Consider the following 24,730-nt stretch of genomic DNA (forward strand, 5'->3'; position numbering starts at 1 on the left):
GAACTCGGAACTTTGACTTCAGAACTTGAAATGCCGACCTCAACGCTCGGAACTTGAGGGGCGATCGCCATCCTCCAGCCTCAGAACTCGGAACTTTGACTTCAGAACTTGAAATGCCGACCTCAACGCTCGGAACTTCGAGGGGCGATCGCTTGGTTATAAAGCATTTTGCAGAAAAAGTTGATTGAGTGGAATGGTGATGTTGGGAAACGCAACTGGAGCAAGCAGCGTGTTTGCAGGGACGATCGTATTCCTGTTGATAGCCCTCTGGAGTCGGTTCCCGAAAGACATAGACCTGTTTAGCATTCACATTCAAAATCCAGTAATCCGCAATTCCGGCTTTGGCATAGATTAGGGCTTTTTGTTGACGATCGCCCAGCAATGTAGAATCTGCAACCTCGATTGTGCAGAACATGAGCAATTCGCAAGAAAAGCTACAGACTCCGTGACTTGAGGCTATGAGAATAGTTAATCTGAGAATACTTAACTAGGGATAGAGTCTTTTATCCCATCTTCTATGCCGTTGCCCAACCAGCTTGATGACTACTACCAGGAAGTTCAGGCAGTCATCCTGTCTCGGCAAAATCCCCTCACGGGACTGATGCCCGCTAGCACCGCCATCAACGCCCACGGCAACTACACCGATGCCTGGGTGCGGGATAACGTCTACAGCATTTTGGCAGTTTGGGGACTGGCGATCGCCTATCGCAAGCTCGATGCCGACCAAGGGCGCACCTACGAGCTAGAGCAAAGTGTCGTCAAGCTGATGCGAGGGCTGCTGTTTGCCATGATGCGGCAGGCAAGTAAGGTCGAGCGGTTTAAAGCAACCCAACATCCGCTTGATGCCCTGCATGCCAAATACGCCACCGACACCGCCGATACCGTCGTGGGTGACAACCAGTGGGGACACCTCCAGCTCGATGCCACCTCAATCTATCTGCTGATGCTGGCGCAGATGACGGCTTCAGGGCTGCAAATTATTTTTACGATCGACGAGGTTAATTTTGTTCAAAACCTGGTCTACTACATCGGTCGCGCCTACCGTACCCCCGACTATGGTATCTGGGAGCGGGGCAATAAACTCAACCACGGCAACCCAGAACTAAACGCTAGCTCTGTCGGCATGGCAAAGGCGGCACTAGAGGCGATGAACGGGCTAGATTTGTTTGGCGTGCGGGGCAGTCAGGCATCGGTGATTCATGTGCTGCTGGATGAAATTGCCCGTACCCGCACGACGCTACAATCTTTGCTGCCGAGAGAATCTAGCTCCAAAGAGGTAGACGCGGCTCTGCTGAGCGTCATTGGCTTCCCGGCATTTGCCGTCGAAGACTCGGCGCTAGTAGAGCGCACCCGCACCAAGATTGTCACCAAGCTGCAAGGAAAATACGGCTGCAAGCGGTTTTTGCGAGACGGGCATCAGGCGGTCATCGAAGATATTCAGCGCTTGCACTATGAACCTTGGGAACTGAAGCAGTTTGAGCATATTGAGTGCGAGTGGCCGCTGTTTTTTACGTATCTGATGCTGGATGCTTTATTTCAAGGCGATCGCCCCCAGGCAGACGAATATTATCAGCGCCTTCAGCCCTTGCTGGTGGAGAAAGACGGCTTCAAACTGCTGCCCGAAGTTTACTATGTGCCCGCCGAAAGCATCGAAGCCGAACGCGCTAATCCTTACAGCCAGCCTCGTTTGCCCAACGATAACGTTCCCTTAGTCTGGGCGCAAAGCCTGTATATTTTGGGACAGCTGATCCGCGATCGCCTGATTGCTGTAGGAGATATCGATCCGCTGGGTCGGCATCTCCGTCTGGGCGGTCGGCAGTTGCCGCTGGTGCAAATTGCCCTACTCGCCGAAGACGAATCTCTGCAATCCGAGCTGGCAACTTACGGCATCGACACCCAAACTCCAGCGCAGGTTGCTCCGATTCAAGTCCGCAACTCCAATGAGCTTTCGCTGATCTACCACCAAATCGGACGCAACGATAAGTTGGGGCTGACGGGTCGCCCCATTCGTCGCCTTCGCAGCCTCACAACCTCGCGGGTTTTCCGTATCCGAGGTGAAACCCTGGTGTTTTTGCCCTCTTTTTTAGATCAGCAGCAATTCTATCTCACCCTGGACTACCACTTTCTGGTAGATCAAATCCGCGGCGAACTCGTCTACATTCAGCGCCATTGGTACCATTTGGGGCGACCGATCATGACGCTGCTGCTCACCCATGAGATGTTTGAGCGGGGAGGAGCGATCGATCAATCCCCTTTCCTCCAGATCTTGAAGGAGCTGAAAGATGGGATCTGTAACGGAGTCGCCGTAAAGCTGGGGCATCTCAATCAGCTCCTGCTGACGGCCGGAACAGAGCGCATTGATTTTGTGCATGAGTTCCAGTTTGTGGAATCCTCCATGCAGGGAGCAGAATCCACCCCGCAATACCTGACCACCACCCTCGAAGCCACCTTTCCGCTCAACAGTACGCAAGAATTTTTGCTGGAGTACGAAGCCGAAGTGCCGGATTTGCTCAGCCGTTTACAACAGTCTTGCAACCTCTATGAGCAGATTGGTTTACTAAAAACCCTCAGCCAGTTGCAGGGTTCTGGTTTCGACACCGGACTGGGCAGTCCTGGCAAGCCCGTTGTCCTCTCAGATCTGCTGAACGAAGTCTACAACAAGGCAAGGCAGTTTCAGCTCTGGACGGTGATTCGGCAGTCGGCAGGCTTGCTGAATAAAGTGGATATTGGTCTGGCAGATGCGATCGCCACCATTTTGATTAGGGGCAAACAGATTGCGGTTGGTAAGGCATACAGCGAGGCAGCGCTAATCAGCAGTCCGCTACAGCCTGCCGACATTATGGAGAAAATCCAAAAGTTTAGCGGGAATGACGTGCGCGAACATCCGCTGACGCAGGAAATCATCTTGTATCTGAGCGTGCTGATCAAAACGGAGCCAACCTTATTCGACGGGATGCTGACTCTGCGCGTCGGCTACTTAATTTTGCTAATCACCAGCAACCTAGCGCAAGAATTGCAGGTGACGCAGGACGAAGCCTATGAACACCTGATGCGGCTCAGCCCTTTTGAGATTCGCACCCGACTGCGGCAGGTGTTAGCAGAGTATGAAGATGTCAACCAGACTCTGTTTCAGCAAGAGTCCTTGCAGAGTCAACAGCAAAAGATCGAGTGGGTGGTTGCTGTCACCGAAGCCGCCGAGGCTGAGACGAACTGGTGGCAGCAGCGCCAGCGAGATGGAGCCGTCAACCGGGTACCCAAAGGCTTTTACCCCAAGGTCTGGCAGGTGATGGAACAATGCAAAGGTCTGGTAATTGGTGACAAGCTCGATCGCCGCAACCGACTCGACAGCGCTCTCCTCCTCGCCGAAATGACCCCTGGAGAGAAAAACTTTGCCCTGCGGATTGAGCATTTGCTTAACAAAATTCAGGCTCCAGAATACCGCCAGGTCAACGTCGAGGCATTGATGGAACTGGGAGCGATCGCCGAGCAAAACCCCAACCTGCGGATCGAAAACCCGATCGTTTTGGATGTCCTGATCGGTCACGCCGTGAGGCTTGCCTGGTTAGACCAGCACCCCGACCATGCCGATCGCTACGACCAGCATAAGGGATTGGCATGGCGATCGTTCTATGAAACTTCTCCCTTTACCTGTGCCAGCTATATTGCCGAAGCGCTGAAGTTTTTGCTAGAGCTGGGGCAGGGCGTAGAGGATCTGGGAGGTGAGGGTTTGAAAGAGTGATGGCTATGCCGGGGGATGGATTGAGCGATCGCCTAACCCATCCCACAAGCTTTAACTCTTCCTCTATCGGCATGAGCAGTTAGACAGTGAAGTCACTTTACTATTTGACGATCGGCTGTTTGGTCTTCAAATTAAACCGATAGCCGTGAGGCAAGATATGAAGCTTTACACCACAAACGGCTAAAGCTTCATCTTTAAGAATGCCTTCTGCATTGTTGTGGGTGGAGTTGGATTCATCCACAACCGTCACTGCACCGTGACCAATCACTTCAAACTCATCGCCACTGATAACGACAGCCGTATCCTCATCGATGCCGATACCCAAAACGGCAGGCTGAAGCATTAGTGCCGAAATTAGCCGACCCAAACGACCGCGCTGAGCAAAATGCTGATCGACCACAATACCAGGAAGAAAGCCCATACCTGGCCCCATTTCTACCACATTTGCCCGTGGATTGGTTTCTGACTCGCCCTCGACGATCATCACGTCAGGCATCATGGCAGCTCCAGCGCTGGTGCCCCCTACAACCGCGCCTTCGCTGTAGCGTTTGTGAATGATCTCGTCTAATTTTGTGCCTTTGATAAAGTTGATGATCCGGGCCTGATCACCTCCAGAGAAAAACAGCCCTGTGGCTTGCTCAGCAGCTTCCAAAGCGTCCGATCTTTCGGAATCCTCCCGGCGTTCAGTGTCAATCACCCGCACATCTTCAACGCCCAACCGCTTAAATACGCCAATGTAAGTATCTCCTACCTCTCTGGGCATACTGGTTGCGGCGGTCAGCACCGCAATTCGAGCCTGTGTTCCCCCAGCGCGACGCACAAATTCCCGTAGTACCGTACAGTTGTTTTCCTTATCTTCCCCGCCGCCAATAATTACCAGCTGTCCCTGTTGAGCTTGCTGTCCTTGCTCCTGCACTACGGGACGTTCACTAGATGACATCATAAAATCAATCCTGGTGTTTATAGATTAGAAACGTTTGTTTGTCAGAGACGTTTATTTGTCGAAGTTCAGTGAAAACTGAAGTTAGATTGCGATCTTAATACTTGCGTAGAATTTATAAATTCATCGGCAGGAAGATTTTATTTAAAGCTACTTTTTGTATCTCACGCAACCGAAATTTAAATTAATTCAAGATTTCCCTATCTCTTATATAGCGCTACGCGCTTAGATCCAATGAGTTATTTTTTGAGAGCCGCGCTCCGCGCGGCTCTCAAAAAATAACTCGTCCTAACTCAATTACGTAATGCCATACCTATAGAAAATTAGGGCATCACTCACTAGATCGCCCACTAGGGGATGATTTTTTTTGTTGGGGAGAGTCGCTCCACACCTCTCCCCAACAAAAAAAATCATTCCAGGCTCAGCAACGCCAAAATGCGGATAGCTGCTGTACAAAAAATTCCTAAGCATTTATACTTAGTATTGGACATTGCGAAAAATTTAGCCAAATCTGATGAGCCTGAGCTGAATCCCTTTGAAATCTCAGATACGTTTCGCTTCGTGGTCGAAAGTATCTTAAGATTGTCCTAAGAATTCTCGTTTTTCAAGCCGAAGTTAGCTGATCACACCCATTAAGGAGAGACCCCCATGGCGATCGTGCCACTGAGATTGTTGCTGGATCATGCAGCCGAAAATGGCTATGGCATCCCCGCATTCAACGTCAACAACATGGAGCAAATCCAGTCCATCATGCAGGCTGCGAATGAAACCGACAGCCCTGTAATTTTGCAGGCTTCCAGAGGCGCTCGTAAATATGCAGGTGAAAACTTCCTACGTCACCTGATTCTGGCAGCGATCGAAACCTACCCCCACATCCCCATCGTCATGCACCAGGATCATGGCAATGAGCCTGCAACCTGCTACTCTGCGATGAAGAATGGCTTCACCAGCGTCATGATGGATGGCTCTCTAGAAGCAGATGCCAAAACTCCCGCTAGCTTTGAGTACAACGTCAACACCACCCGCGAAGTGGTAAAGGTGGCTCATGCGATCGGCGTGAGCGTTGAGGGTGAGCTGGGTTGCCTTGGCTCCCTAGAGACGGGTATGGGTGAAGCCGAAGATGGACATGGCGCAGAGGGCGTTCTGTCTCACGATCAGCTTCTGACCGACCCAGATGAAGCGGTACAGTTTGTGGAGCAAACCCAGGTGGATGCTTTGGCAGTTGCCATTGGTACCAGCCACGGAGCCTACAAGTTTACTCGCAAGCCTACAGGCGAAATCTTGGCAATTAGCCGGATTGAAGAAATTCACAGCCGCTTGCCCAACACCCACTTGGTCATGCATGGCTCCTCTTCAGTACCCGAAGATTTGCTGGCAATGATCAACCAGTATGGCGGCGCAATCCCTGAAACCTACGGCGTACCTGTTGAAGAGATTCAAAAGGGCATCAAGAGCGGCGTTCGTAAGATCAACATTGACACCGACTGCCGTTTGGCAATTACGGCAGCCGTGCGGGAAGCGCTAGCAAAAGATGCGAAGGAATTTGATCCTCGCTCTTTCCTGAAGCCTTCTATCAAGTACATGCAGAAAGTTTGTTCCGATCGCTATCAGCAGTTCGGCACCGCAGGCAACGCCAGCAAGATCAAGCAGGTGAGCCTAGAAGACTATGCTGCGAAGTACGTTAAGGGAGAATTGGCGGCTGTGGTTGCAAAGGCGGCTGTAAAGGTTTAGGCTTGCCTGACTTCTAGTTAAATTCTCTTCCAGTCAAATTCTGCGGAATAAAAATACTGACCGGGTGGTTCGCCGCCCGGTTTTTAGTATGGCTACAAATTTCCCCTCCCGATGATCCTGACCCTAATAATGCAGGAGTGACTACGAAAGGAGGCATTTGCGAGGGATAAGCTAAGCGAAGTTTTAGATTTGGTTAATTTTAGGTTAAAATGGACAGCCTAAATTACCACAATGAGCTTGGTTAATTGCTATGAAGAAGGGTCAAAAATCAGAAGCAGCTACCCCTGAAAACGGTCAAAAAAAACTAACGCTGGGTGATTATGCCCACCAGGTAATCGGCGAACACTATAGCGCTGTGATTCAAGAAGAAGAGTCTGTCTTGGCAGACCATCAGCCAGAGCATCTGCATCATATGCGGGTCGGTACCCGGCGGCTGCGCACGGCATTACAGGTATTTAGGTCTGTAGCTAACTTGCCCAAAGCTGCTAGGGAGACACGGTTGCGAGATCTGGCGAGAGTCTTAGGCGAAGTTCGTGACTTAGATGTGCAAATCGCTATTCTTAAACAAGATTATCTGCCCCAAATTAGCCCCTCAGAGCAGGCATTGCTTGAAAAAGCGATCGCCGATCTCCAAAAGCGTCGCCCTAAAGTCTTTAAAAAAATGAAGTCAGCGCTACGGAGCGATCGCTATAGCGCCTTGAGGCAAGGCTACACCGATTGGATGGCGCAGCCCAGCTACGGAGCGATTGCTGAACTCTCGATTCTTTCGCTGCTGCCGGATTTGTTGACTCCTCTGCTGTCTGAGCTATTGCTACATCCCGGCTGGCTGATTTCAGCTCAGCTTGTTTTAAATCAGCAGACCGACAGCGAAAATGCTCTCGTTTTGCACGACTTGCGCAAGCTCTGCAAACATGTCCGCTATGAGGCAGAGTTTTTCACGTCGTTTTATGGCAAGGATTTCCAGAAATGGATCAAAGAAATTAAAGGATTACAGGAGAATTTGGGCACTTTTCAAGACACGCAGGTTTTGCTGGACTTGCTCTCTCAGGGGTTGGCTCCTCTTGAGCAGCTGCCTGAACTTCAGGCTGTGATTCAAAAGAAACAGGCGCTGGCTTTGTCCAACTGGGACGCTCTGCGCCAGAAGTATCTCAAATCCGATTACAGATACCATCTCCACCAAATGCTGTTGCAGCCCACGTCAATTGCGCCACTCCTGAAGAGCGCGATCGATCCCTCCATTGCCCAGAATTAGCTAGGGGAGAAATCTCGGCATTGCTGAATCTGGGCATAATTTTTTTGAAAGGGCGCGCCCCTTTCAAAAAAATTATCCATAGAACCTGGAACGCCGAAATCGCCAGGGATGTCGAACTGAGGTATGCTTCATCCGGAAGGGCTAGGAACTCAGGCATGGTTGAGGAGCAAGTTGAGGTCGTTTATGTTGATCCAGTTAAAGGAGACGATCGCGCCACTGGAAAACTCACTGAGCCACTCAAAACCCTGACGGCAGCGTTGCGGCAAACCGTTAGCACGATTCGCCTCAGCCCTGGCACTTACAGCATCGAGGGAGGCGAAGTGTTTCCCCTGACGATCGCGGCGGGTGTAAGCATAATCGGCGACCCGGCAAATCGGGGTAGAGACATCACCCTAGTCGGCGGCGGCAAGTTCAACAGCCCTACGTTTGCTCAACAGTCTGTGACGCTGCTGATGGAAGGCGATGCGCAATTACGAGGAGTCACGATTACCAATTCGTCTGCTAAAGGAACGGGCATTTGGATTGAATCTGCCGAGTCGCAGCCTGAGCTAGAGCAGATTGAGCCAGATCAGATTGAGTCAAATCAGATTGAGCCGAATCAGATTGAGCCAAATCAGATCAGGTCTGAGCCAACGATCGCCAGCTGTACCCTGCGCCAATGCGGACGAGAAGGAATTTTTGTGACGGGCACCGCCAAACCTGCGATCGCCAACTGTCTGTTTCAGGGAAATCTGGCGGGGCTTGCCTTTGTGCGGAGCGCCAAAGGGGAAGTCCGACGTTGCGTGGTGGTAGACAACGGGTTTGGCATGGTGGTGAGCGATCGCGCTGCACCCTTGATAGTGGATAGCCAGTTTGCTGAAAATCGGTCGGGTTTGCGGCTATCGGGGACTTCCTCTCCCGTGTTGCGCCGGAATGCGATCGAATACAACATCCGCGAAGGCTTAGTGGTGTTTGGCTCAGCTCAGCCTGATCTGGGCAATGCCGAAGACGGGGCAGAGAATCGGTTCAGGCAAAACGGGAATTGTGATTTGCAAAACCAAACGGCGATCGCCCTGATCTCTGTCGGCAACTGGCTCAACCCGGCTAGGGTAACGGGTGCTGTGGCGTTTCCTGCCCTTCAGAAACTTACACGTCCAGGTAGACGATCGCTCCCTACTCCACCCAAAGCCCATCCCAACTGGGCAAAACCATTTATTCAAGCGATCGCGCCTATCATTCCTGATCTGACAGAAGACGGCTTTCAGCCCAGTGCAAAGGTTTCAAGCGCCGCCTATGAAGATCTGATTTGCACGGCTCTAGACTTACAGATTGACTCTAACTCACTTCCAGAGGCTTGCCTAAACCCAGTTCTGCGCCCTGAAGCCATGACTCGGCTAGAGGCGATCGTTCTTCTCGCCAAAGTCTTAGACCTGCCTCCCGGAAATCCCAGCGTGCTGCCGTACCGCGATCGCGCCCAAATTCCCAGCCAGAGAATCGCTGCTGTTGCCGCCGCCACCCAAAATCGTCTGGTGGTGCTGCCGCAGATCGATCGCCTTAATCCTCTCGCACCCATCACTCAAGCTGAAGCGATCGCTATGATCTATCAGGCGGGAGTGATGCAGGGAAAATTTGAGGCGATCGTTTCTCCGCAAATTGTCTCCATCCCGGATGTCAAACCGTCGCTTTCTGCTGAGCAGATCCCAGAAGAGACAAAAGCACCTGTGGTCGTTTTGCAAGCGCATGTGCCGCCTGCTGAGTTGCAATCGAGCCTGCGATCGAGTCTACAGTCAAGTTCGCCAGCCGCCGAGATTGTTTTGGCGATCGCTCAGGAAACCCTTAGCCTGCTTCAGTTCCAGGGGATTGAAGCATTTCTGGGGCGATCGGATGCTGCTGATCTGTCGGTCAGTCTCCAAATGGCGATCGCTGATCCTGCTGCGATCGAGACTGCGATAGGTGCTGTAAAGGCTGAGGATATTAACGGCATTGCTGTCTCCCATCCGGCTAATTCGCTGGAGAGCGCCCGTCTTGCCCAGCTTATCCACAAAACTATCCTGCGTCATATCGACACCCGCAGCCACGGCGTACAGACTGAGGAGAAGTCTTTGCCGATCGCAATCCCCACAATCTCTATCACGGTAGGCTTTATGACGGGCACAGAAGATGCGATTAACCTGAACGATGCCGAATACCGCCGCTGTATGGCAAGGGCGATCGCCGAGGGCATCCTGCACTATGTCCAATTTGCCCTTCTTCCAAAGTGATTTACAGCAGTTTTCAATTGCATAAACCACAGCTATTTTTTTAGAAGCCTCTCGGAGCGAGGCTTCTAAAAAAATAACCCCCACTTAACCCAGCACAAAGCGCTGTAAGTTCCAGGTGATTTAAGTTCCGGGTGATTCAAAAAGATGGGAAGATAGGTTTAAGCTGACGTAAATGATCATTTAAGAAAAAGCAGAGAAGAATCATGGCTGAGATTCAGTTTTCCAGAGGTGTCACCGAAGACGTTGTCCCCGATATTCGCCTCACCCGCGCCAAAGACGGCAGCAACGGACAGGCTATTTTCTATTTTGAGAAGCCCAGAGCCTTGGGAGACGATCGCAACGACGACATCACAGGTATGTACATGATTGATGAAGAAGGCGAAATCTCCACAAAAGAGGTTAACGCCAAATTCATCAACGGTAGACCTGCTGGGCTAGAGGCTTTTTATGTGATGAAGAACCCCGAAGAGTGGGATCGGTTTATGCGCTTCATGGAACGCTATGCCGCAAAGAACGATATGGGCTTTAACAAAGCAGAATAAATCTCAAAGGCGTGAGCGTAGCGTGCTTTAACGCCTCAACGCTCACCTCATCCCCTACAGCGCTTTGCGCTGGGTTAAGTATGGGTTATTTTTGTAGAAGCCCCGCCCAGCGGGGCTTCTACAAAAATAACTGTGGTTTATGCAATTGAAAATTGCTGTATGACTTACTCCCCCCACCCCGACACACAGCCGATCGCCATTCACTGCGCGGTGATCACTGTTAGCGACACCCGATCGCCCGAAACCGATCGCAGCGGTCAGCTAATTCGGGAGCTATTGCAAGGGGCTGGACACGCGATCGCAGACTATTTGCTAATCAAAGATGAGCCAGTACAGATTCAGACCCACCTGCGTTTGCTGGGTCAGCAGTCGGGCTTAGACGCAATTATTCTCAATGGCGGCACAGGCATTGCCCCCAGAGACACCACCTACGACGCGATCGAGCAGTTGTTGGACAAGACGCTGCCTGGATTTGGTGAGCTGTTTCGCTGGCTCAGCTATGCAGAGATTGGCTCACGGGCAATTGCATCACGGGCGATCGCCGGAGTCTTTCAGGGCAAGCTGATTTTCTCCGTACCTGGATCTTCAAATGCAGTCCGCCTTGCAATGGAAAAGCTAATTCTGCCAGAGTTAGCTCACTTGGTTCGGCAGCTCAATCCCGATCGCTAGAGCTACTACCCAGGGAAGCATTAGGTGATGCTCTAGAGGTGCTGTTGATGTTTTTGAAACACTACCGAAGCATCATAACGGGGTCGATCGGGTAACGGTTGTGTGGTTCGTCACACCGATTGTGAGACTGCCTTGGATACCATTCAGATGTGGGCAAACGCTGATCAACAATAGGCGCTGTTGAAGGAATATTTCTAGCGGTTACGAAGCTGAGGCAGCGCGGACTGTCCCCACAGGGTGAAACTGCTGCTCAGACACTGCTGCTTAGACACTGCTGCTTAGACACTGCTGCTTAGATATTGTTGACCATTCCTGTTGACCATTCCTGTTGACCATTCAGTATGGAGTCTTATATGCCTTTTAAGACAGTGACCTACGGTGAAGACTTTCTCGACAATCTCAAATCTCTACGAGGCTCGCAAGCATCTACAGTCTCGGAAGCCCTAGAAAATTCTCCCTCCCTCACAGAGTCGCACGATCGCAGAGCAGATCCCACCGCCATTTTAGCCAGACGAGTCGAAAACATTGCCGCCAGCGGTTCTGGCGTATCTTTCTTCGATCTCGAACGAATCATGGGGCGAAATGACCTGCTGCCGATTAACTTCCTGCAAAAAGGGACGATCGCTGCCAGTGCCGTTTGCCGCATTTGGGCAGGAGATTTATATGGTTCTAACGGCAGCTGGGGAACTGGCTTTCTTGTTTCACCCCGGCTGATGATTACCAATCATCATGTGATTGCCTCTGCTGATGCGGCAACAAGAGTCTCTGCGCAGTTTGGCTATGAGATGGATATCAACGGCAGAATCCGGGAAGGAAAGGCATTTCAACTCATGCCTCAAGAAGCATTCATTACAGATGCCGAGCTTGATTTCACGCTGGTTGCCGTGGCTGAAAATTCTGATGATGGAACAGCTCAATTAACAGACTATGCCTTCCTACGACTTGACCCAACGCTGCACAAGGTTGAACCTGAAGAATTTGTTACGGTTATTCAGCATCCTGACGGGCAGCCTAAACAAATTGCGATTCGAGAAAATAAGGTTCTCAAAATTGGAGATAGTCAAGATACTCTCAGAGATAACTTTTTGTGGTACGCCAGCGATACCGCGCCTGGATCGTCTGGCTCTCCAGCCTTAAACGACAATTGGCAGGTGGTCGCCATTCATCACAAGAGCGTGGTGGAGAGCCGCATGAACAATGGCGTGGAAGAAATTCAGCTCACCAACGGTGAGTGGGTATCCCAGCAGGATGCAGAAGGTCTGAGCGAAAGCAAAATCAAGTGGATTGCCAATGAGGGAATCCGCACGAGCAGAATTCTGGCGCGGGTTGGTCAAGTGCAGATGCAGCAGGAGGGTTCGGCTTCTCCACTGGTGCAAGCCTTCCTCGAAGATGCGAAAGGCATTCATGTGTTTCCGGGGACAACGCCCCGCGAGAGCGTCGTCGCTTCAACTATTCCCCCCGCTATCAGCACTCCTATCATCACTTCTGAAGTCAGTGAGAGCCTTGAGAAAAAGAAGCGCCGCAAGCCTAGCGAACCTGCTGATGGCAGCATTCGTCCCATCAGCTACTACCAAGATCGCCAGGGATATGATCCCAATTTTCTGGGAGTCAAGATCTCTTTGCCCGAATTAATGCCAGCAGCGCTCGCCTTTGGTCGTGTGGTGCCAGTTGAAGGAACGCAGGATAATCTCCTCCGCTACATGCATTTCTCGATCGCCATGTGTGAAACTCGACGCTTGGCTTTTTACACGGCAGTTAACATTGACGGCAAGCGGTGGGTGGGGCTGGAGCGGAAGAATGATGAGTGGTTTTTTGACCCCCGTATCCCTGAGAATTTGCAGCTAGGCAACCGATTTTATGGCAACGAGCCAGGGGGGAACTTTTTCGATCGCGGTCATCTGGTGCGCCGACAAGATCCAATTTGGGGAGAACTGAGCGAAGCCACACTCGCCAATAGCGATACTTTTCATTTCACAAACTGTTCTCCTCAGTATTTTCAGTTCAATCAGTCACAGGAATTGTGGCAAGGGCTAGAAAATTTCATCCTCACCAACACCGACCAGGACGATCTGTTGGCTAGCGTCTTCACCGGGCCTATCTTTCAAGAAACAGATGTGTTTCATCGGGGTATTCAGGTACCGCAGTTCTTCTGGAAGGTTGTCCTAGTGGTTGATAGAGGCGGCAAGCTGTATTCCAGCGCCTATGTCGTCAGCCAGGAGAAATTTGTGGATGAGATTCCTTTTGAGCGCAAGCCCGTGGGTGAATTTAATAACTTTCAGGTGTCTGTCACTAGCCTGGAGGTTCGGCTGGGCATGAAGTTCTCGGATGAAGTCCGGAGAGCTGATGTCTACACAGGGTCTTCTCGCGGTCGAGAATTACGGGGTTTTAGCGATATTCAGCACCCTCGGCGCAGATAGGGTTTGCAAGCCGTCTTTTTGCAGAATGTTGGGGCTTGAGGCAGGATGTTAGTACACCGATCTACAATAGGCGATCGGTGTACCAATACCGATTTAAACGAATTTGTGGGCACATCGAACCTCAGAAGGGTCTTGGCACTGCCAAGACCATACCGGGATCTGTCGTGGTTCCAATTCAAATTGGTATAACATCCTGTCAAAATCTCACCCTTCATACCCTCAAGTTTGATTCATGACCCTTCGCCGCATTTTAGACTTGCTCAGAACTGGACAGCCCAATGAAACCGTCACAATTCAGGGCTGGGTGCGCACCAAGCGCGAACTCAAAGAATTTTCATTTGTGGAAATGAACGATGGCTCTTCTATGGCAGGGCTTCAGGTGGTGGTAAATCAGGCGTTGCCCGACTATGCCAATCTGGTGAAAAAGCTGAATACGGGAGCCTCTGCGGAAATTTCAGGCGTGCTGGTAGCCTCTCAGGGCAAAGGACAGCGGATTGAGCTACAGGCTGCCTCTGTGACAGTCTACGGCGAAGCCGATGCCGAAACCTATCCGTTGCAGAAAAAGCGGCACTCGTTTGAGTTTCTGAGATCGATCGCCCATCTGCGCGCCCGCACCAACACCATGGGAGCCGTCTTTCGGGTGCGGAATGCCTGTGCAGCGGCAGTCCACAGCTTCTTTCAGGAGCGCGGCTTTTTGTGGATGCACACGCCGCTGATTACCGCCAGCGATGCCGAAGGCGCGGGGGAGCTATTCACTGTGACAACGCTAGATCTGAAAAAGCCGCCGCTGACGGAGGGCAAAGAGATTGATTTCAGTCAGGACTTTTTTGGCAAACGCGCCTACCTCACCGTCAGCGGTCAGCTAGAGGCGGAAATTATGGCGATGGCATTCACCAATGTCTACACCTTTGGACCTACCTTCCGCGCCGAGAATTCCAACACCTCGCGCCATCTGGCGGAGTTCTGGATGATTGAGCCAGAGATGGCTTTCTGCGATTTGCTCGGCAACATGGAGCTTGCCGAAGCCCTGCTCAAGCACATTTTCAAGCACGTCCTGGAAACTTGCCCCGAAGACATGGAGTTCTTTAACCAGCGAATTGACGACTCGGTGCTGGCAACCGCAGACAACATCATCAACAGCGAGTTTGCTCGAATTACCTACACTGAGGCGATCGCCCTCCTGGAAAAAGCCGACAAAACATTTGAGTATCCAGTGTCCTGGGGGCTGGATCTTCAGTCAGAACACGAGCGCTACCTGGCGGAAGATTACTTCAAAAAGCCAACGATCGTCACGGACTATCCGGCGCAGATCAAGGCTTTCTATATGCGGATGAATGAGGATGGCAAAACAGTGAGAGCCATGGACATTCTGGCGCCCAAGATTGGCGAAATTGTGGGCGGTTCTCAGCGGGAGGAGCGGCTAGACTTTTTGCAGCGCCGGATTCAAAGCATGGGCATCCCGGAAGAGGAGCTTTGGTGGTATCTGGACTTGCGGCGGTTTGGCACCGTGCCTCATGCGGGGTTTGGCTTGGGCTTCGAGCGGCTGGTTCAGTTTATGACGGGCATGGGCAATGTCCGAGACGTGATTCCCTTCCCGCGCACGCCGCTAAGCGCTGATTTTTAGGGTCTGATTTGGGTTGAAGCAGGAGCGATCGGGCTTGAAGTAAGAACGATCGCACTTGAAACGAGAACGATTAAGTCTAAAGCGAGAACGTTCTCACTCTAAACAAGAACAATCGAGCTTAAAGTGAGATAGTTGCGGTTTCAAACCTGAAGCTTGTCCTTCTAAGCGCGATCGTTCCTGTTTCAAATAAGAAAATTTGAGTTCAGAACAGCAATGCTCTAAGTTTTTCTTACACCATTGCAGTTCTGAACCGTAATCCTGCCGATTGAAACGAGAACGGTCGGGTTCCAAGGGCGATCGGTGCTGTTTCAACCCGCAAATTCCGCCCATAAGTTCCGATGGAAGGGCGATCGCGTTCTTCAAACCCTGTTTCGAAGTCAAGCCCAATACTGCCCTGACCCTTTTTCGATCGAGCATATTACACCCCGCTCACGGGGCGGAACTGACGCGGTAGAGAATTTGGCGCTTTCGTGCCAGGGATGCAACAGCCGGAAATACACCCATACGGAGGCATACGATCCAGTGACTGGGAAGTTGGTGCCGCTCTATCAGCCGCGTCGGCAGCAGTGGGCAGATCACTTGATTAACTCGCTCGTACGCGGCGCTTGCGGAAAACACCCGACATCTGAATACCTGTCGCCAACATGATCACCAAGCTAAGCCCCACTAAAAGAACATAGATAGGTCTGAGAGCTGAGCCTAAGTATGATCCTTGATGAATTTTTAACAGGATAGCGGCTTGATCGGCAGATAAACCAAACCAGGCTTTGCCAAGTCGATAGGCTACCCCCGTGAGAGCGCTAATTCCAAAGGGTAGGAATGCAATAGGAGCCATAATTTGGTGAAGTTTTCGTCCATTCAGTTTCACTGCATTTTGTTGGATAGGATCTTTGCGTCGCTTCATCAAGGAAATGCCGCTAACCATTATCCCCAACAATCCTAAACCCACAAGTAGAACATAAGCAGGAACGATCGGCTTACCTAAAAATCTTCCTTCATGGAGCATCATCATGAACTCACCAAATTCATCTGATAGACCAAACCAGCTTCTACCGATTCGGTAAGCAACGCCCGTTAAAGCAGTGAGCAGCAAGGGAATAAACAGGATAGGAGCTGCCTTACGGTGAAATTTTCGCAGATTCATTGTTGAAATTTCCTTTGGGTTGTTTTAGGTTGTTTTGGCGCTAAACCTCTGCCCATTTTCGTAGCAAATTGGCATGGGTTTTGCATAGTAAATCGAATTCCAGGGTTTTTCCGCGTTTCTCAAATGCCATCCGTCGCACGGTATCGAGATCAAACAAGATCTCACGGTTGTGAGCATCCCGAATGACGCTCTGCACCCAAGTGACAGCCGCTAGTCTTACGCCTTCAGTGACTTCAGCAACCTGATGTAGGAACGTGGAAGGATAAACAATCATTGATCCAGCCGCTAGCTTAAAGGACTGTTCACCCAAGCTGGTATCAATGACAAGCTCCCCGCCGCGATACGTTTCCAGATCGCTCAAAAATAGGGTCAGAGAGACATCAGAGCGGGTGAGTGTCTCATCTCCCATCAACGCATTATCGGTATGAAGACCATACGCCATTCCAGGCTCATAACGGCTAAGAAGTATGGGACGAATTGACTTGGGGCGAACAGATGCCTGGAAAAGAGAATTTTGTTTGAGTGCCTGATGCACGATCGCCCTTATTTCCTTAGCGACATCTGTATCTCCTTTGAGCTGATGATTTGCTTTAACCGCCTTAGCATAGGTTCCGGCTGTCAGTTTTCCATCCACAAATTCAGCATCTTTAAGGATGAGATGAATGTGTTTTAGATCTTCAGGAGTGAGAACGTTATCAATGCATAAAATCATGGCACTCAAACACATTCACATTAGGTAAATTGATTCAAGATCGCGATCGCCTCACATGAGTTTTGTGATGTCTTATTCAGACGTTACGAAAGGGAATGAGTTTCCTGTTCGCCCGACTCACCCGATTCACCCGACTCATCTGATTCATCATGCTCACCCGATTTATCCGACTCGTCTGATTCATCACGCTCATCATGCTCATTGGATTCACTCGATTCGCCTGACTCGCCTGATTCGCCTTGTTCACTGCCCGATGCCAAGAGTGGAAAGGTAGAGTTCTGAACGGTTTCAGCCTGTGCCGTTTTCAGCCCAGAGCTTTGTGGAGGCAGGACACTTAATGCACCACCCTCGCCTCCTTGCGAGCTGGGAGACGGACTGGGCAATGTAGCCCCACCTTCTTCGCCACCGCCTGAATTCGCTCCTCCACAGGCAGTCAGTGTTGTGACTAAACCAAGACTAAGAAAGAGTGCAACAGTTTTAGAATTCATCACAGATTTCTCCATTAAACATTAGTTTCAAACCGATCGATCTTAGAGCGCAGGTTTTGTAAACCGCACACTCAAATGCTGTATGAACTACAGTCTTTAGATTAGACTCGGCAGGGTCATAGCTTTTGCCAAATCTCAATCTCAAAAGTTGACTATGAGAAAGTAAAGTCAGAGGTATTGATCAGTGACGCATTGACCCTCTGTAGCGTCGCCAGCGTCTCACCTGTACTCGCAAGTTGAATGAGCGTATTGTTTGCAGATCTACCGCTTCCTTGCACAACCTGAATGTCTGAAAATCTCAAGTCATCCAACTTCAGCTTGTCCACGCCATCTTGAAAATCGGTGATGACATCGGCAAAATTGTACCCAGGTCTGTTGGATTTGTACTTGATTTCAAACACATCACTGCCAGCACCACCTGTCAAAATATCTTGACCTTCGCCGCCCTTCAGCAGATCGTTTCCAGCACCACCCAGCAGTGTGTCATTGCCCTTCCCTCCTTCAAGGTAGTCATTGCCAGCACCGCCAACTAGGCGATCGTTCCCCTTCTTTCCATCAAGCTTGTTGTTGCCAGCACCGCCCTCTAAAAGATCGTCGCTGCTGCCTTTAATCTTATTTGAGGAACCATCATTGCCCTTGAACTTAACCACCTTGTTGGGCTTCAAAAGATCGTCGCTGCTATTTTTAGTCTGATTTAAAGAATTTCTCAGTTCACCTGACTCTCCCATCTCGCCTAATTCACCTGATTCACCTGATTCACCCAACTCTTCCATCTCACCCGATTCACCCGATTCACCTAAGTTATCGTGATCTGATTCATCCAATTCGTTATCGTCATACCGAGAAGAGGAATGTCTGAATGTCCCCAACGAGGTTGCTGATTCAAGGTTGAGGAATAGAGAGACTGCCTTAGACATGATAGTTTTCCTTGTGGTGTGTGGAACTACTATCTAGTAAAGCTGGAGAAAGTAAAGAAGTCGGAAACTCAATCAAAGTTGTGAAATTAGCGCGATGGATAACGGTATCTTCACCTGAAAGCAGCTTCCTATGCCTAACTTGCTACGCACAGTGATATCACCCCTGTGGTGTTGAGAGATGGTTTTAGCGATCGCCAAACCTAGTCCAGAACCGTCCTCATATTGACTCCGGGCTTGATCAGCGCGCCAAAAGCGATCGAAGATATGTGGTAATTGAGCGGGAGCAATACCAATTCCCGTATCTTCAACATTGATCAGGGCATAGGAACCCATGCGCTGCAAGGTCACGATCACCGTTCCGCCAGGTGGAGTATATTGCAGCGCATTGGTCAGAAGATTAGTGAATAGTCGCTGGAGTTGAGAGGCATCCCCATTAACCTCGACATTGGATATTAGCTGAGACTTTAGAGTAATCTGAGCTTGATCAGCCCGATCGCTATATAGATCAACTAAATCTTCTAATATCTCATCCAGCACAATGCGTCGCCACGCTTGTCGATCGGGAGCCTGTCGATCCATCCGTGCCAGCAGCAACAAATCATCAACTAGCTGGCTCATCTGGGCTGAGGCGATGGCGATCGAGTCTAGTTTCTCTGCATCAGCCGCATGAACTCGCTCTGGGTGATCTTGCATTACGGCGATCGAGGCTCGAATGGCCGTCAGTGGATTCCGTAGCTCATGGGAGGCATCGGCTGTAAATTGTTTGAGTTGGTCAAAGCTTTGCACAATTGGCTTCAGCGATTCTTGAGCCAGCCAAACTCCGCCCAGTGCAGCCAGTCCTGCAACCGTGACAACGCCTACAATTAAACCCCACTGCAATCGACGCAATTCAGTGTCTAGGGTGACAGTCGATTCAGTAGCGCGAACATAGCCTAAGATTTGGCGCGTATCTGGGGTGGAAGCGCTGTAGGCGGGTTGCACGAAACTGCGAATGTTGCCTCGCTGTACAAGTACCCCTTTCGCAGGGATATTCGTCGGCAGCACCGTTTGCAAGAAAAGTCCGCCCTCACGCACCATGAGTCGGCGCTGCTTGTCATACCATTCAATGCCTTGCTGCGTGAGCGGCAGAGGTTCAGAGGGCGCTTTCAGACTTGAAGACCCCTCGTATTTGCTCATCAATTCGGCCAGCGTAATTGGCAGAGGGGTACCGTCTGCCTGAGTAGGGACATAGCCTTTGTATTTTTCTTCGGTTGTGAGTTCTCCGTACTCATGTTCAATAATCTCTAGTGTGCCTGCCGACGATTCAGCGACTTGGCGCAGATGCTCATCAAGCTGCTGGTTGCGATCGTGAGCAACTAAAATATAAACGGCAGCAGAAAATGTCCCTAAAATCGTTGCAATAACCAGCAGGTAAGACAGCAATAGGCGATTTCGTAGCCGACTAAATCGCCCGTTAGAGATTAGGGTTGAGTCGATATCCCAGACCATAAATAGTTTCGATTAAATTTGGAGGCGCACCAACGACCTTAAGCTTTTGTCGTATGCTTCGCACATGAACTTTGATGGTTTCTTCTCCAGGGATGTCTTCAGAGATCCAGACCCGCTCTAAAATTGCGCCACGACTCAGAACGCGACTCCCATTTCGCAGGAACAATTCCAGTAAAGCATATTCTTTATGAGTCAACGTTAAGGGGCGATCGCCATACATCACCTGACATTCATTGGGGTTGAGCGTCAATTGCTCCCATTCCAAAATTGGCGAAAACGTAGCGTTGCCTCGTCGCAACAGCGCTCGAATCCTTGCCAATAGCTCTGGTAGGTCGAAAGGCTTAATCACATAATCATCTGCCCCAACGTCAAGCCCCAGTACCTTATCTATGCTGGTATCTCGTGAGGTCAGCATGAGAATGGGAGTTTTGCTGCCGCTTTGACGTAGCCTCCTGCAAAGACTAATCCCATCTAGCTTTGGCAGCATCAAGTCTAAAACGATCAGGTCGAAGGCACCTGTCTCGGCAAATGCCAAACCCAGTTCACCATCCTTAGCCACCTCTACCACATAGTGCTGATCGGTTAATGCCTCGGCGATCGCTCTTGTAATCTGAGAATTGTCCTCCACTAGCAGGATTTTCATTCTCTGATAATCATCCCAAGAAGTTAATACTCCCCTAAAGTAACGCTATTGAGACTTCTCGCCCACCCCATCGTTCCATCTGGATTGTAAACGTACAACCACTAGACTGCTCTACAGCGCATACACCACAGCCGGGACGCGCTTAAAAGCGGGAGTACCTGATCGCTCCTCAATCCTTGCCTTAAAGATCACGTTGACCTCTGGGTAAAACATCAGCGCTGAGCCTTCGCGCACCATGCCGAAGATAATCTCTACGTTTTCTAGCTTGCCTGCATTGGCTTGCACCGTGACGCGATCGTGTTCTGCAAATCCCACCCGTCTTGCGTCTCCAGCATTCATCAGAATACAGTTGCGGTGGGGCATCCCACGGTACTGGTCGCCGATTTTATAGACGACCGTGTTGTGCTGCGAGTAGCTGCGTCCGGTCATCAGCGCAATGACGATGCCCTGGGTTGAGTCGGGGATGCCAAAGTCACTGATCTGCGGCAGCGTCAGGGTGGGCAATGGCGTAGCAAACATCTTGGCTTTGCCGGAAGGCGTGGCAAAGGTCGGCTCAGTGAAGATGCGCCCAGAGATGGTGAATTCCTCTAGGGTTTGGTCGATCGCCCCAATTTTTTCGTAGCCGGGAATCGTTTGGGCGATGAGTTGGCGGACGTACTGCGTGTCTTGCAGCTTGCGCCAGTCGATCGGAGCGTCGCCATGTAGCCGATGGGCTAATTCGGTCAGAAACTCAACTTCTGAAATCAAATCCGCCGACTTGAGATGGGTTTCGCCTTCGTCATTCAGCCGGACAAAGTTGTTGCCCGATTCGGTGGTCGTCTTGTGGGGATTCTCGAAGCGGTTGAACACTGGAACAATGATGGTGTGCTGCTTTGCCAGTCCGTGAAAATGCCCCAAGTTGGGCTTGGTTGCCAGGTAGACGATCGTTTCAATGTTGCCCAAGGCGCGTTTTGCCTGAGTTGAGTCAGGGTTTGCTCCATAGAGGTTGCCGCCCAAGCACAGGAGCGAATCGACCTGATGCTGGTCAGCCGCTTCAATCAGGGCGCGGGTGTCGTAACCTGCGGGCAGATCGAGCGATCGCCCCAGCAGTTTTTCCAACGCCTGCTTAATTTCTTGCTTCAGTTTTGTCGTCACACCCATCGAGCCAAAGCCCTGCACGTTGGAATGTCCGCGAATCGGCATGGTACCTGCGCCCACTTTGCCGACGTTGCCGGAGATGAGCGCCGTGTTGGCAATGCTGTAGATGTTGTCCACAGCGTTGTCATGCTGCGTCGCACCCATTGCCCAAGCAAATACCGTCCCTTTTGCCGCGCCAATCATCCGCGCTGCCGCCTCAATCTCTTCTTGGGAAACACCGCAGGTTGCCGTGATTATGTCCCAGGAGGTGTTTTGCGCTTGGGCAATCACAGCTTCCCAGTCTTCGGCGTGCGATCGCAGAAACTCTAGCTTCGCCAAGCCGCTTTCTAAAAGCGCCTTCTGGATGCCGACAAACAGCGCCACGTCGCTACCCGGAATGAGTTGCAGGTACAGCGAGGCAATGTCTGAACCGGGAATCAAGGATTTAATCGGGAATGCCGGAGAGCCAAACTTGACTAGCCCTACTTCTACCACCGGATTAACGATGATGACTTTGCCGCCGCGATCGCGCAGCTTAATTAACTCGTTCATAAACCGGGGATGATTGGAAGGCGAATTTGCGCCAATCAGCACGACGCAGTCCGAATGCTTCAGGTTTTCTAGACTGACCATGGAGGTGCTGGTACCAAAGACTTCCTTTAACCCCACGGTCGAGGGTGAGTGGCACAAATCCGAGCAGTCTGCCAAGTTGTTGGAGCCGAGGGTGCGCAGCATGAGCTGAAGCAAGTATGCTGCTTCGTTGGACGATCGCCCAGAGCTATAAGAAGCCACCCGCTCACGGGGCTGACGAAACGCCGCCTCGGTGATCTGATAAATTTCTTCCCAAGCAATCCGCTCGTAATGACTGCTCCCGGCGCGGAGGATGACGGGATAGCTTAATCGTCCGAGGCGATCGGCTTCCAGGGAGCTAAGCTGCTGAAGCTCGGTGATGCTGTAGCGGGCAAAAAAATCTTCGGCAACGGGCGGCATGATTTCGGCGGTAATGGCTTCTACGCTTTTCATGCAGCGCTGGAGCTTTTCGCCTTCCTCATTCGTAAAGCCTCCCTTTTGACCGCTCGTGCCCCAGGCACAGGAGAGGCAAGCGCTCTTGTGTAGCAGCGTTTTCCAAAGCTTAGGACCTTCGGGCGATAGCGTATGTTCTGCCCAGTATTGAATAATCGGCAGTCCACCCCCGATCGGCGGCGAATTTTCATCCTGCTGAATCAGATCTTGGGCGCGATCGTCCGTCTTTTGTGTCGCTTTAGGTGTGCCCTGAGTCATTGCGCCTTCTCCTGATGCTGAGCCTAGCTAGTTCAAACTGTCCTATTACGACTGTAGACAGATTCTCAGAAATTAGCTCGAAACCGTTCAGGAAAATAACAGCCTTTAGATATAGCTGTATTCACAGCAGTTAGGACGGAGACATCTTTGAGGGCGCGCTCCGCGCGCCCTCAAAGATGTCCTAAGCCCGATGATTATGGCTATAGATCGGCGTTTGTTCTTAGAGGATGTCTGAGAAGTGTAATTTGCTACCCGAACCGCCCCCTAGATCCCCCAATTCTGGGGGACTTTGAATAAGAACTGGTTCGAAAGTCCCCCAGAATTGGGGGGTTGGGGGGCGAATGCAGAACATTTGATACTTTTCAGATATCCTCTTAGGGTTGTGGATTAAATAACCTGTACAACCGATCTGATGTAGGGGCTTAGCAATGCTAAGCCCTACCGCAAGCCCTACCCCAAGCTAAGCCCCTACTTCATGCCTACAGGAATTTGCTGAGACAGGCGGTTTTTTAAGTCTGCCATCAGATCGTTGTCGCTCCGATGAGCCTCCCATTTACCCTGCAAGCTGCCCCGGCGATTGGAACTAATACTCCAATCGCCGTGGATAAAATTCTCGTCTTCAGACAGCGTTCCGCTGTAGCGAATGGCGAGCTGGGAGCCGACCACATAGCGTTTGGTAAATTGGATGCTGCGTCCAATGATCTCGCCGCCTACATTTGCTTCTCCCAGATGACCGTCATCTAAGATTACGCCGCTCAGCGCATTTCCACCTTGCACAAACGTAGCTTCAAAGCGAGTTTGCGCTTCGTCTTGCCAATAGGTTCCGAGCCATGTTCCGCTGATATCTGCCATATTTTAGGATTTATGTTTCCATCCAGGTCAAGCACTGCTGCATTTGCTGCTGCATGATACCGCGATCGGCATGATAACGGCGACCGTGCCCCGGCAAAACCCACTCAAATGAGTAGCTTGCTAGCTTGTGCATCGATTTTCCTAATTCTTTCCAGGAGTACCAGCAGGCATTCCGGAAGGCATGAAGATGCTGGAGTTCGTCTGACCAGGCAAGATGGTCGCCCGTGAACAGAAAGGTGTCTCGGTAGAGCAGAACGGTATGCCCTTGGGTGTGCCCAGGCACCGGAATGATCAGCAGGTCGGGGGCGAGCTGTACCGGATCGGCACCCCTCAGCTGAATTTCGACATTGCGGGTGCCACTGCCGATATCGTCGGTATGGAGGATGCGATCGCAGCCAAAATGCTCCTGAAACTTCTGGTGGTCGGCAACATCGTCCCGATGGGTGAGATAGAGATAGCGAATGCCGCCTAGCTCCTCTAGCCGCTTGACTAAGGGCGGCGCAAATCGGGGAGAGTCTACGAGAATATTGCCTTCTTCCCGCAGAATCAAGTAGCTGGCGGCACCAAAGGAAGCCTCGGCATGGTAGCCGCAGTGGTAGACATTTTCGGCGATCGCGATCGGAAAGCTGGCTTGGGCGAGTTTAATATCCGTAGGCTTCTCGACGGTGCCAATCGATGCGGTGGGACAGGACAACAGCGCCTGAATGGCATGGAGGCGATCGGTTGCCTCAGTCGGCTGATGATAGACTGCCGACTGGTCGCCAATGTCACGAAAGACTTCGGGAGCCATCCAGCGGCAGGTATCGCAATCAATGCAGGTGCGATCGACGTAAAAGTCGCCCTGAATATTTTCGGGATGGCGTTGGTTGAGGTGTGCCATAGTTGCGAACGAGAGGGATGCAAAAAGAAATGCAAAAGAAATACAAAAGCAAGCG

At 51.1% G+C, this 24,730-nt stretch carries 20 protein-coding genes; 9 read left to right on the forward strand and 11 right to left on the reverse strand.

Going from position 1 to position 24,730, the window contains the following annotated elements:
• A partial coding sequence (locus AC5JMP_RS27465; RefSeq protein WP_495854689.1) for a Uma2 family endonuclease occupies window positions 1–415 on the reverse strand: 415 nt, incomplete at its 3' end.
• Window positions 416–517: 102 nt separating this feature from the next.
• On the opposite strand from AC5JMP_RS27465, the gene AC5JMP_RS27470 reads away from it, so the two are divergent.
• Window positions 518–3,739, forward strand: coding sequence for a phosphorylase b kinase regulatory subunit alpha/beta (locus AC5JMP_RS27470; RefSeq protein ID WP_495854690.1), 3,222 nt, complete (start codon window positions 518–520; stop codon window positions 3,737–3,739).
• Window positions 3,740–3,839: 100 nt separating this feature from the next.
• On the opposite strand, the gene AC5JMP_RS27475 is transcribed toward AC5JMP_RS27470, so the two are convergent.
• On the reverse strand, window positions 3,840–4,682 hold the full coding sequence (locus AC5JMP_RS27475; RefSeq protein ID WP_495854691.1) for a cyanophycinase: 843 nt from the start codon (window positions 4,680–4,682) through the stop codon (window positions 3,840–3,842).
• A 645-nt stretch (window positions 4,683–5,327) separates the two neighbouring features.
• Between AC5JMP_RS27475 and fba the strand changes: the two genes are divergently transcribed.
• From fba to AC5JMP_RS27515, 8 genes are all read left to right on the forward strand, one after another.
• Window positions 5,328–6,410, forward strand: coding sequence for a class II fructose-bisphosphate aldolase (fba, locus tag AC5JMP_RS27480; RefSeq protein ID WP_495854692.1), 1,083 nt, complete (start codon window positions 5,328–5,330; stop codon window positions 6,408–6,410).
• 250 nt (window positions 6,411–6,660) lie between these two features.
• On the forward strand, window positions 6,661–7,662 hold the full coding sequence (locus AC5JMP_RS27485) for a CHAD domain-containing protein (protein ID WP_495854693.1): 1,002 nt from the start codon (window positions 6,661–6,663) through the stop codon (window positions 7,660–7,662).
• Window positions 7,663–7,817: 155 nt separating this feature from the next.
• The gene (locus tag AC5JMP_RS27490) at window positions 7,818–9,902 is read left to right on the forward strand and encodes a DUF1565 domain-containing protein (protein ID WP_495854694.1); all 2,085 of its coding nucleotides are present in this window, start codon (window positions 7,818–7,820) and stop codon (window positions 9,900–9,902) included.
• A 200-nt stretch (window positions 9,903–10,102) separates the two neighbouring features.
• Window positions 10,103–10,444 (forward strand): photosystem II reaction center protein Psb28, encoded by a 342-nt coding sequence (gene psb28, locus AC5JMP_RS27495; RefSeq protein WP_495854757.1) that lies wholly within the window; start codon window positions 10,103–10,105, stop codon window positions 10,442–10,444.
• Between the two features lie 159 nt (window positions 10,445–10,603).
• The gene (locus AC5JMP_RS27500) at window positions 10,604–11,113 is read left to right on the forward strand and encodes a MogA/MoaB family molybdenum cofactor biosynthesis protein (protein ID WP_495854695.1); all 510 of its coding nucleotides are present in this window, start codon (window positions 10,604–10,606) and stop codon (window positions 11,111–11,113) included.
• 353 nt (window positions 11,114–11,466) lie between these two features.
• Window positions 11,467–13,530 (forward strand): DNA/RNA non-specific endonuclease, encoded by a 2,064-nt coding sequence (locus AC5JMP_RS27505; protein ID WP_495854696.1) that lies wholly within the window; start codon window positions 11,467–11,469, stop codon window positions 13,528–13,530.
• Window positions 13,531–13,762: 232 nt separating this feature from the next.
• Window positions 13,763–15,154 (forward strand): asparagine--tRNA ligase, encoded by a 1,392-nt coding sequence (asnS, locus tag AC5JMP_RS27510; RefSeq protein ID WP_495854697.1) that lies wholly within the window; start codon window positions 13,763–13,765, stop codon window positions 15,152–15,154.
• 300 nt (window positions 15,155–15,454) lie between these two features.
• Complete coding sequence (locus AC5JMP_RS27515; protein WP_495854698.1) at window positions 15,455–15,802, forward strand: HNH endonuclease; 348 nt, start codon at window positions 15,455–15,457, stop codon at window positions 15,800–15,802.
• Here the strand turns inward: AC5JMP_RS27515 and AC5JMP_RS27520 are convergent.
• The 9 genes from AC5JMP_RS27520 to AC5JMP_RS27560 form a co-directional block, all read right to left on the reverse strand.
• Window positions 15,738–16,298, reverse strand: a complete 561-nt coding sequence (locus tag AC5JMP_RS27520) for a PepSY domain-containing protein (protein ID WP_495854699.1) — start codon at window positions 16,296–16,298, stop codon at window positions 15,738–15,740. The genes AC5JMP_RS27515 and AC5JMP_RS27520 overlap by 65 nt on opposite strands.
• Window positions 16,299–16,338: 40 nt before the next feature.
• A complete protein-coding gene (locus tag AC5JMP_RS27525) occupies window positions 16,339–17,010 on the reverse strand; it encodes a Fe2+-dependent dioxygenase (RefSeq protein ID WP_495854700.1) in 672 nt (223 codons plus the stop codon).
• A gap of 83 nt (window positions 17,011–17,093) precedes the next feature.
• The gene (locus AC5JMP_RS27530; RefSeq protein ID WP_495854701.1) at window positions 17,094–17,498 is read right to left on the reverse strand and encodes a hypothetical protein; all 405 of its coding nucleotides are present in this window, start codon (window positions 17,496–17,498) and stop codon (window positions 17,094–17,096) included.
• Between the two features lie 152 nt (window positions 17,499–17,650).
• On the reverse strand, window positions 17,651–18,415 hold the full coding sequence (locus AC5JMP_RS27535) for a calcium-binding protein (RefSeq protein ID WP_495854702.1): 765 nt from the start codon (window positions 18,413–18,415) through the stop codon (window positions 17,651–17,653).
• A 72-nt stretch (window positions 18,416–18,487) separates the two neighbouring features.
• On the reverse strand, window positions 18,488–19,903 hold the full coding sequence (locus tag AC5JMP_RS27540) for a sensor histidine kinase (protein WP_495854703.1): 1,416 nt from the start codon (window positions 19,901–19,903) through the stop codon (window positions 18,488–18,490).
• Complete coding sequence (locus AC5JMP_RS27545; RefSeq protein ID WP_495854704.1) at window positions 19,869–20,546, reverse strand: response regulator transcription factor; 678 nt, start codon at window positions 20,544–20,546, stop codon at window positions 19,869–19,871. The genes AC5JMP_RS27540 and AC5JMP_RS27545 overlap by 35 nt, the downstream gene beginning before the upstream one ends.
• Window positions 20,547–20,657: 111 nt before the next feature.
• On the reverse strand, window positions 20,658–22,943 hold the full coding sequence (locus AC5JMP_RS27550) for an FdhF/YdeP family oxidoreductase (protein WP_495854705.1): 2,286 nt from the start codon (window positions 22,941–22,943) through the stop codon (window positions 20,658–20,660).
• Between the two features lie 468 nt (window positions 22,944–23,411).
• Window positions 23,412–23,795: a hypothetical protein gene (locus tag AC5JMP_RS27555; protein ID WP_495854706.1), complete on the reverse strand. Its 384-nt coding sequence runs from the start codon at window positions 23,793–23,795 to the stop codon at window positions 23,412–23,414.
• 10 nt (window positions 23,796–23,805) lie between these two features.
• The gene (locus AC5JMP_RS27560) at window positions 23,806–24,675 is read right to left on the reverse strand and encodes an MBL fold metallo-hydrolase (protein WP_495854707.1); all 870 of its coding nucleotides are present in this window, start codon (window positions 24,673–24,675) and stop codon (window positions 23,806–23,808) included.
• Window positions 24,676–24,730 lie beyond the last annotated feature (55 nt).

Source organism: Drouetiella sp., assembly GCF_059504425.1.

Coding starts and splice junctions, on each gene's coding strand:
- AC5JMP_RS27470 (WP_495854690.1), top strand. CDS start 518: ATGCCGTTGCCCAACCAGCTTGATGACTACTACCAGGAAGTTCAGGCA.
- AC5JMP_RS27475 (WP_495854691.1), bottom strand. CDS start 4,682: ATGATGTCATCTAGTGAACGTCCCGTAGTGCAGGAGCAAGGACAGCAA.
- fba (WP_495854692.1), top strand. CDS start 5,328: ATGGCGATCGTGCCACTGAGATTGTTGCTGGATCATGCAGCCGAAAAT.
- AC5JMP_RS27485 (WP_495854693.1), top strand. CDS start 6,661: ATGAAGAAGGGTCAAAAATCAGAAGCAGCTACCCCTGAAAACGGTCAA.
- AC5JMP_RS27490 (WP_495854694.1), top strand. CDS start 7,818: ATGGTTGAGGAGCAAGTTGAGGTCGTTTATGTTGATCCAGTTAAAGGA.
- AC5JMP_RS27500 (WP_495854695.1), top strand. CDS start 10,604: ATGACTTACTCCCCCCACCCCGACACACAGCCGATCGCCATTCACTGC.
- AC5JMP_RS27505 (WP_495854696.1), top strand. CDS start 11,467: ATGCCTTTTAAGACAGTGACCTACGGTGAAGACTTTCTCGACAATCTC.
- asnS (WP_495854697.1), top strand. CDS start 13,763: ATGACCCTTCGCCGCATTTTAGACTTGCTCAGAACTGGACAGCCCAAT.
- AC5JMP_RS27520 (WP_495854699.1), bottom strand. CDS start 16,298: ATGAATCTGCGAAAATTTCACCGTAAGGCAGCTCCTATCCTGTTTATT.
- AC5JMP_RS27525 (WP_495854700.1), bottom strand. CDS start 17,010: ATGATTTTATGCATTGATAACGTTCTCACTCCTGAAGATCTAAAACAC.
- AC5JMP_RS27530 (WP_495854701.1), bottom strand. CDS start 17,498: ATGAATTCTAAAACTGTTGCACTCTTTCTTAGTCTTGGTTTAGTCACA.
- AC5JMP_RS27535 (WP_495854702.1), bottom strand. CDS start 18,415: ATGTCTAAGGCAGTCTCTCTATTCCTCAACCTTGAATCAGCAACCTCG.
- AC5JMP_RS27540 (WP_495854703.1), bottom strand. CDS start 19,903: ATGGTCTGGGATATCGACTCAACCCTAATCTCTAACGGGCGATTTAGT.
- AC5JMP_RS27545 (WP_495854704.1), bottom strand. CDS start 20,546: ATGAAAATCCTGCTAGTGGAGGACAATTCTCAGATTACAAGAGCGATC.
- AC5JMP_RS27550 (WP_495854705.1), bottom strand. CDS start 22,943: ATGACTCAGGGCACACCTAAAGCGACACAAAAGACGGACGATCGCGCC.
- AC5JMP_RS27555 (WP_495854706.1), bottom strand. CDS start 23,795: ATGGCAGATATCAGCGGAACATGGCTCGGAACCTATTGGCAAGACGAA.
- AC5JMP_RS27560 (WP_495854707.1), bottom strand. CDS start 24,675: ATGGCACACCTCAACCAACGCCATCCCGAAAATATTCAGGGCGACTTT.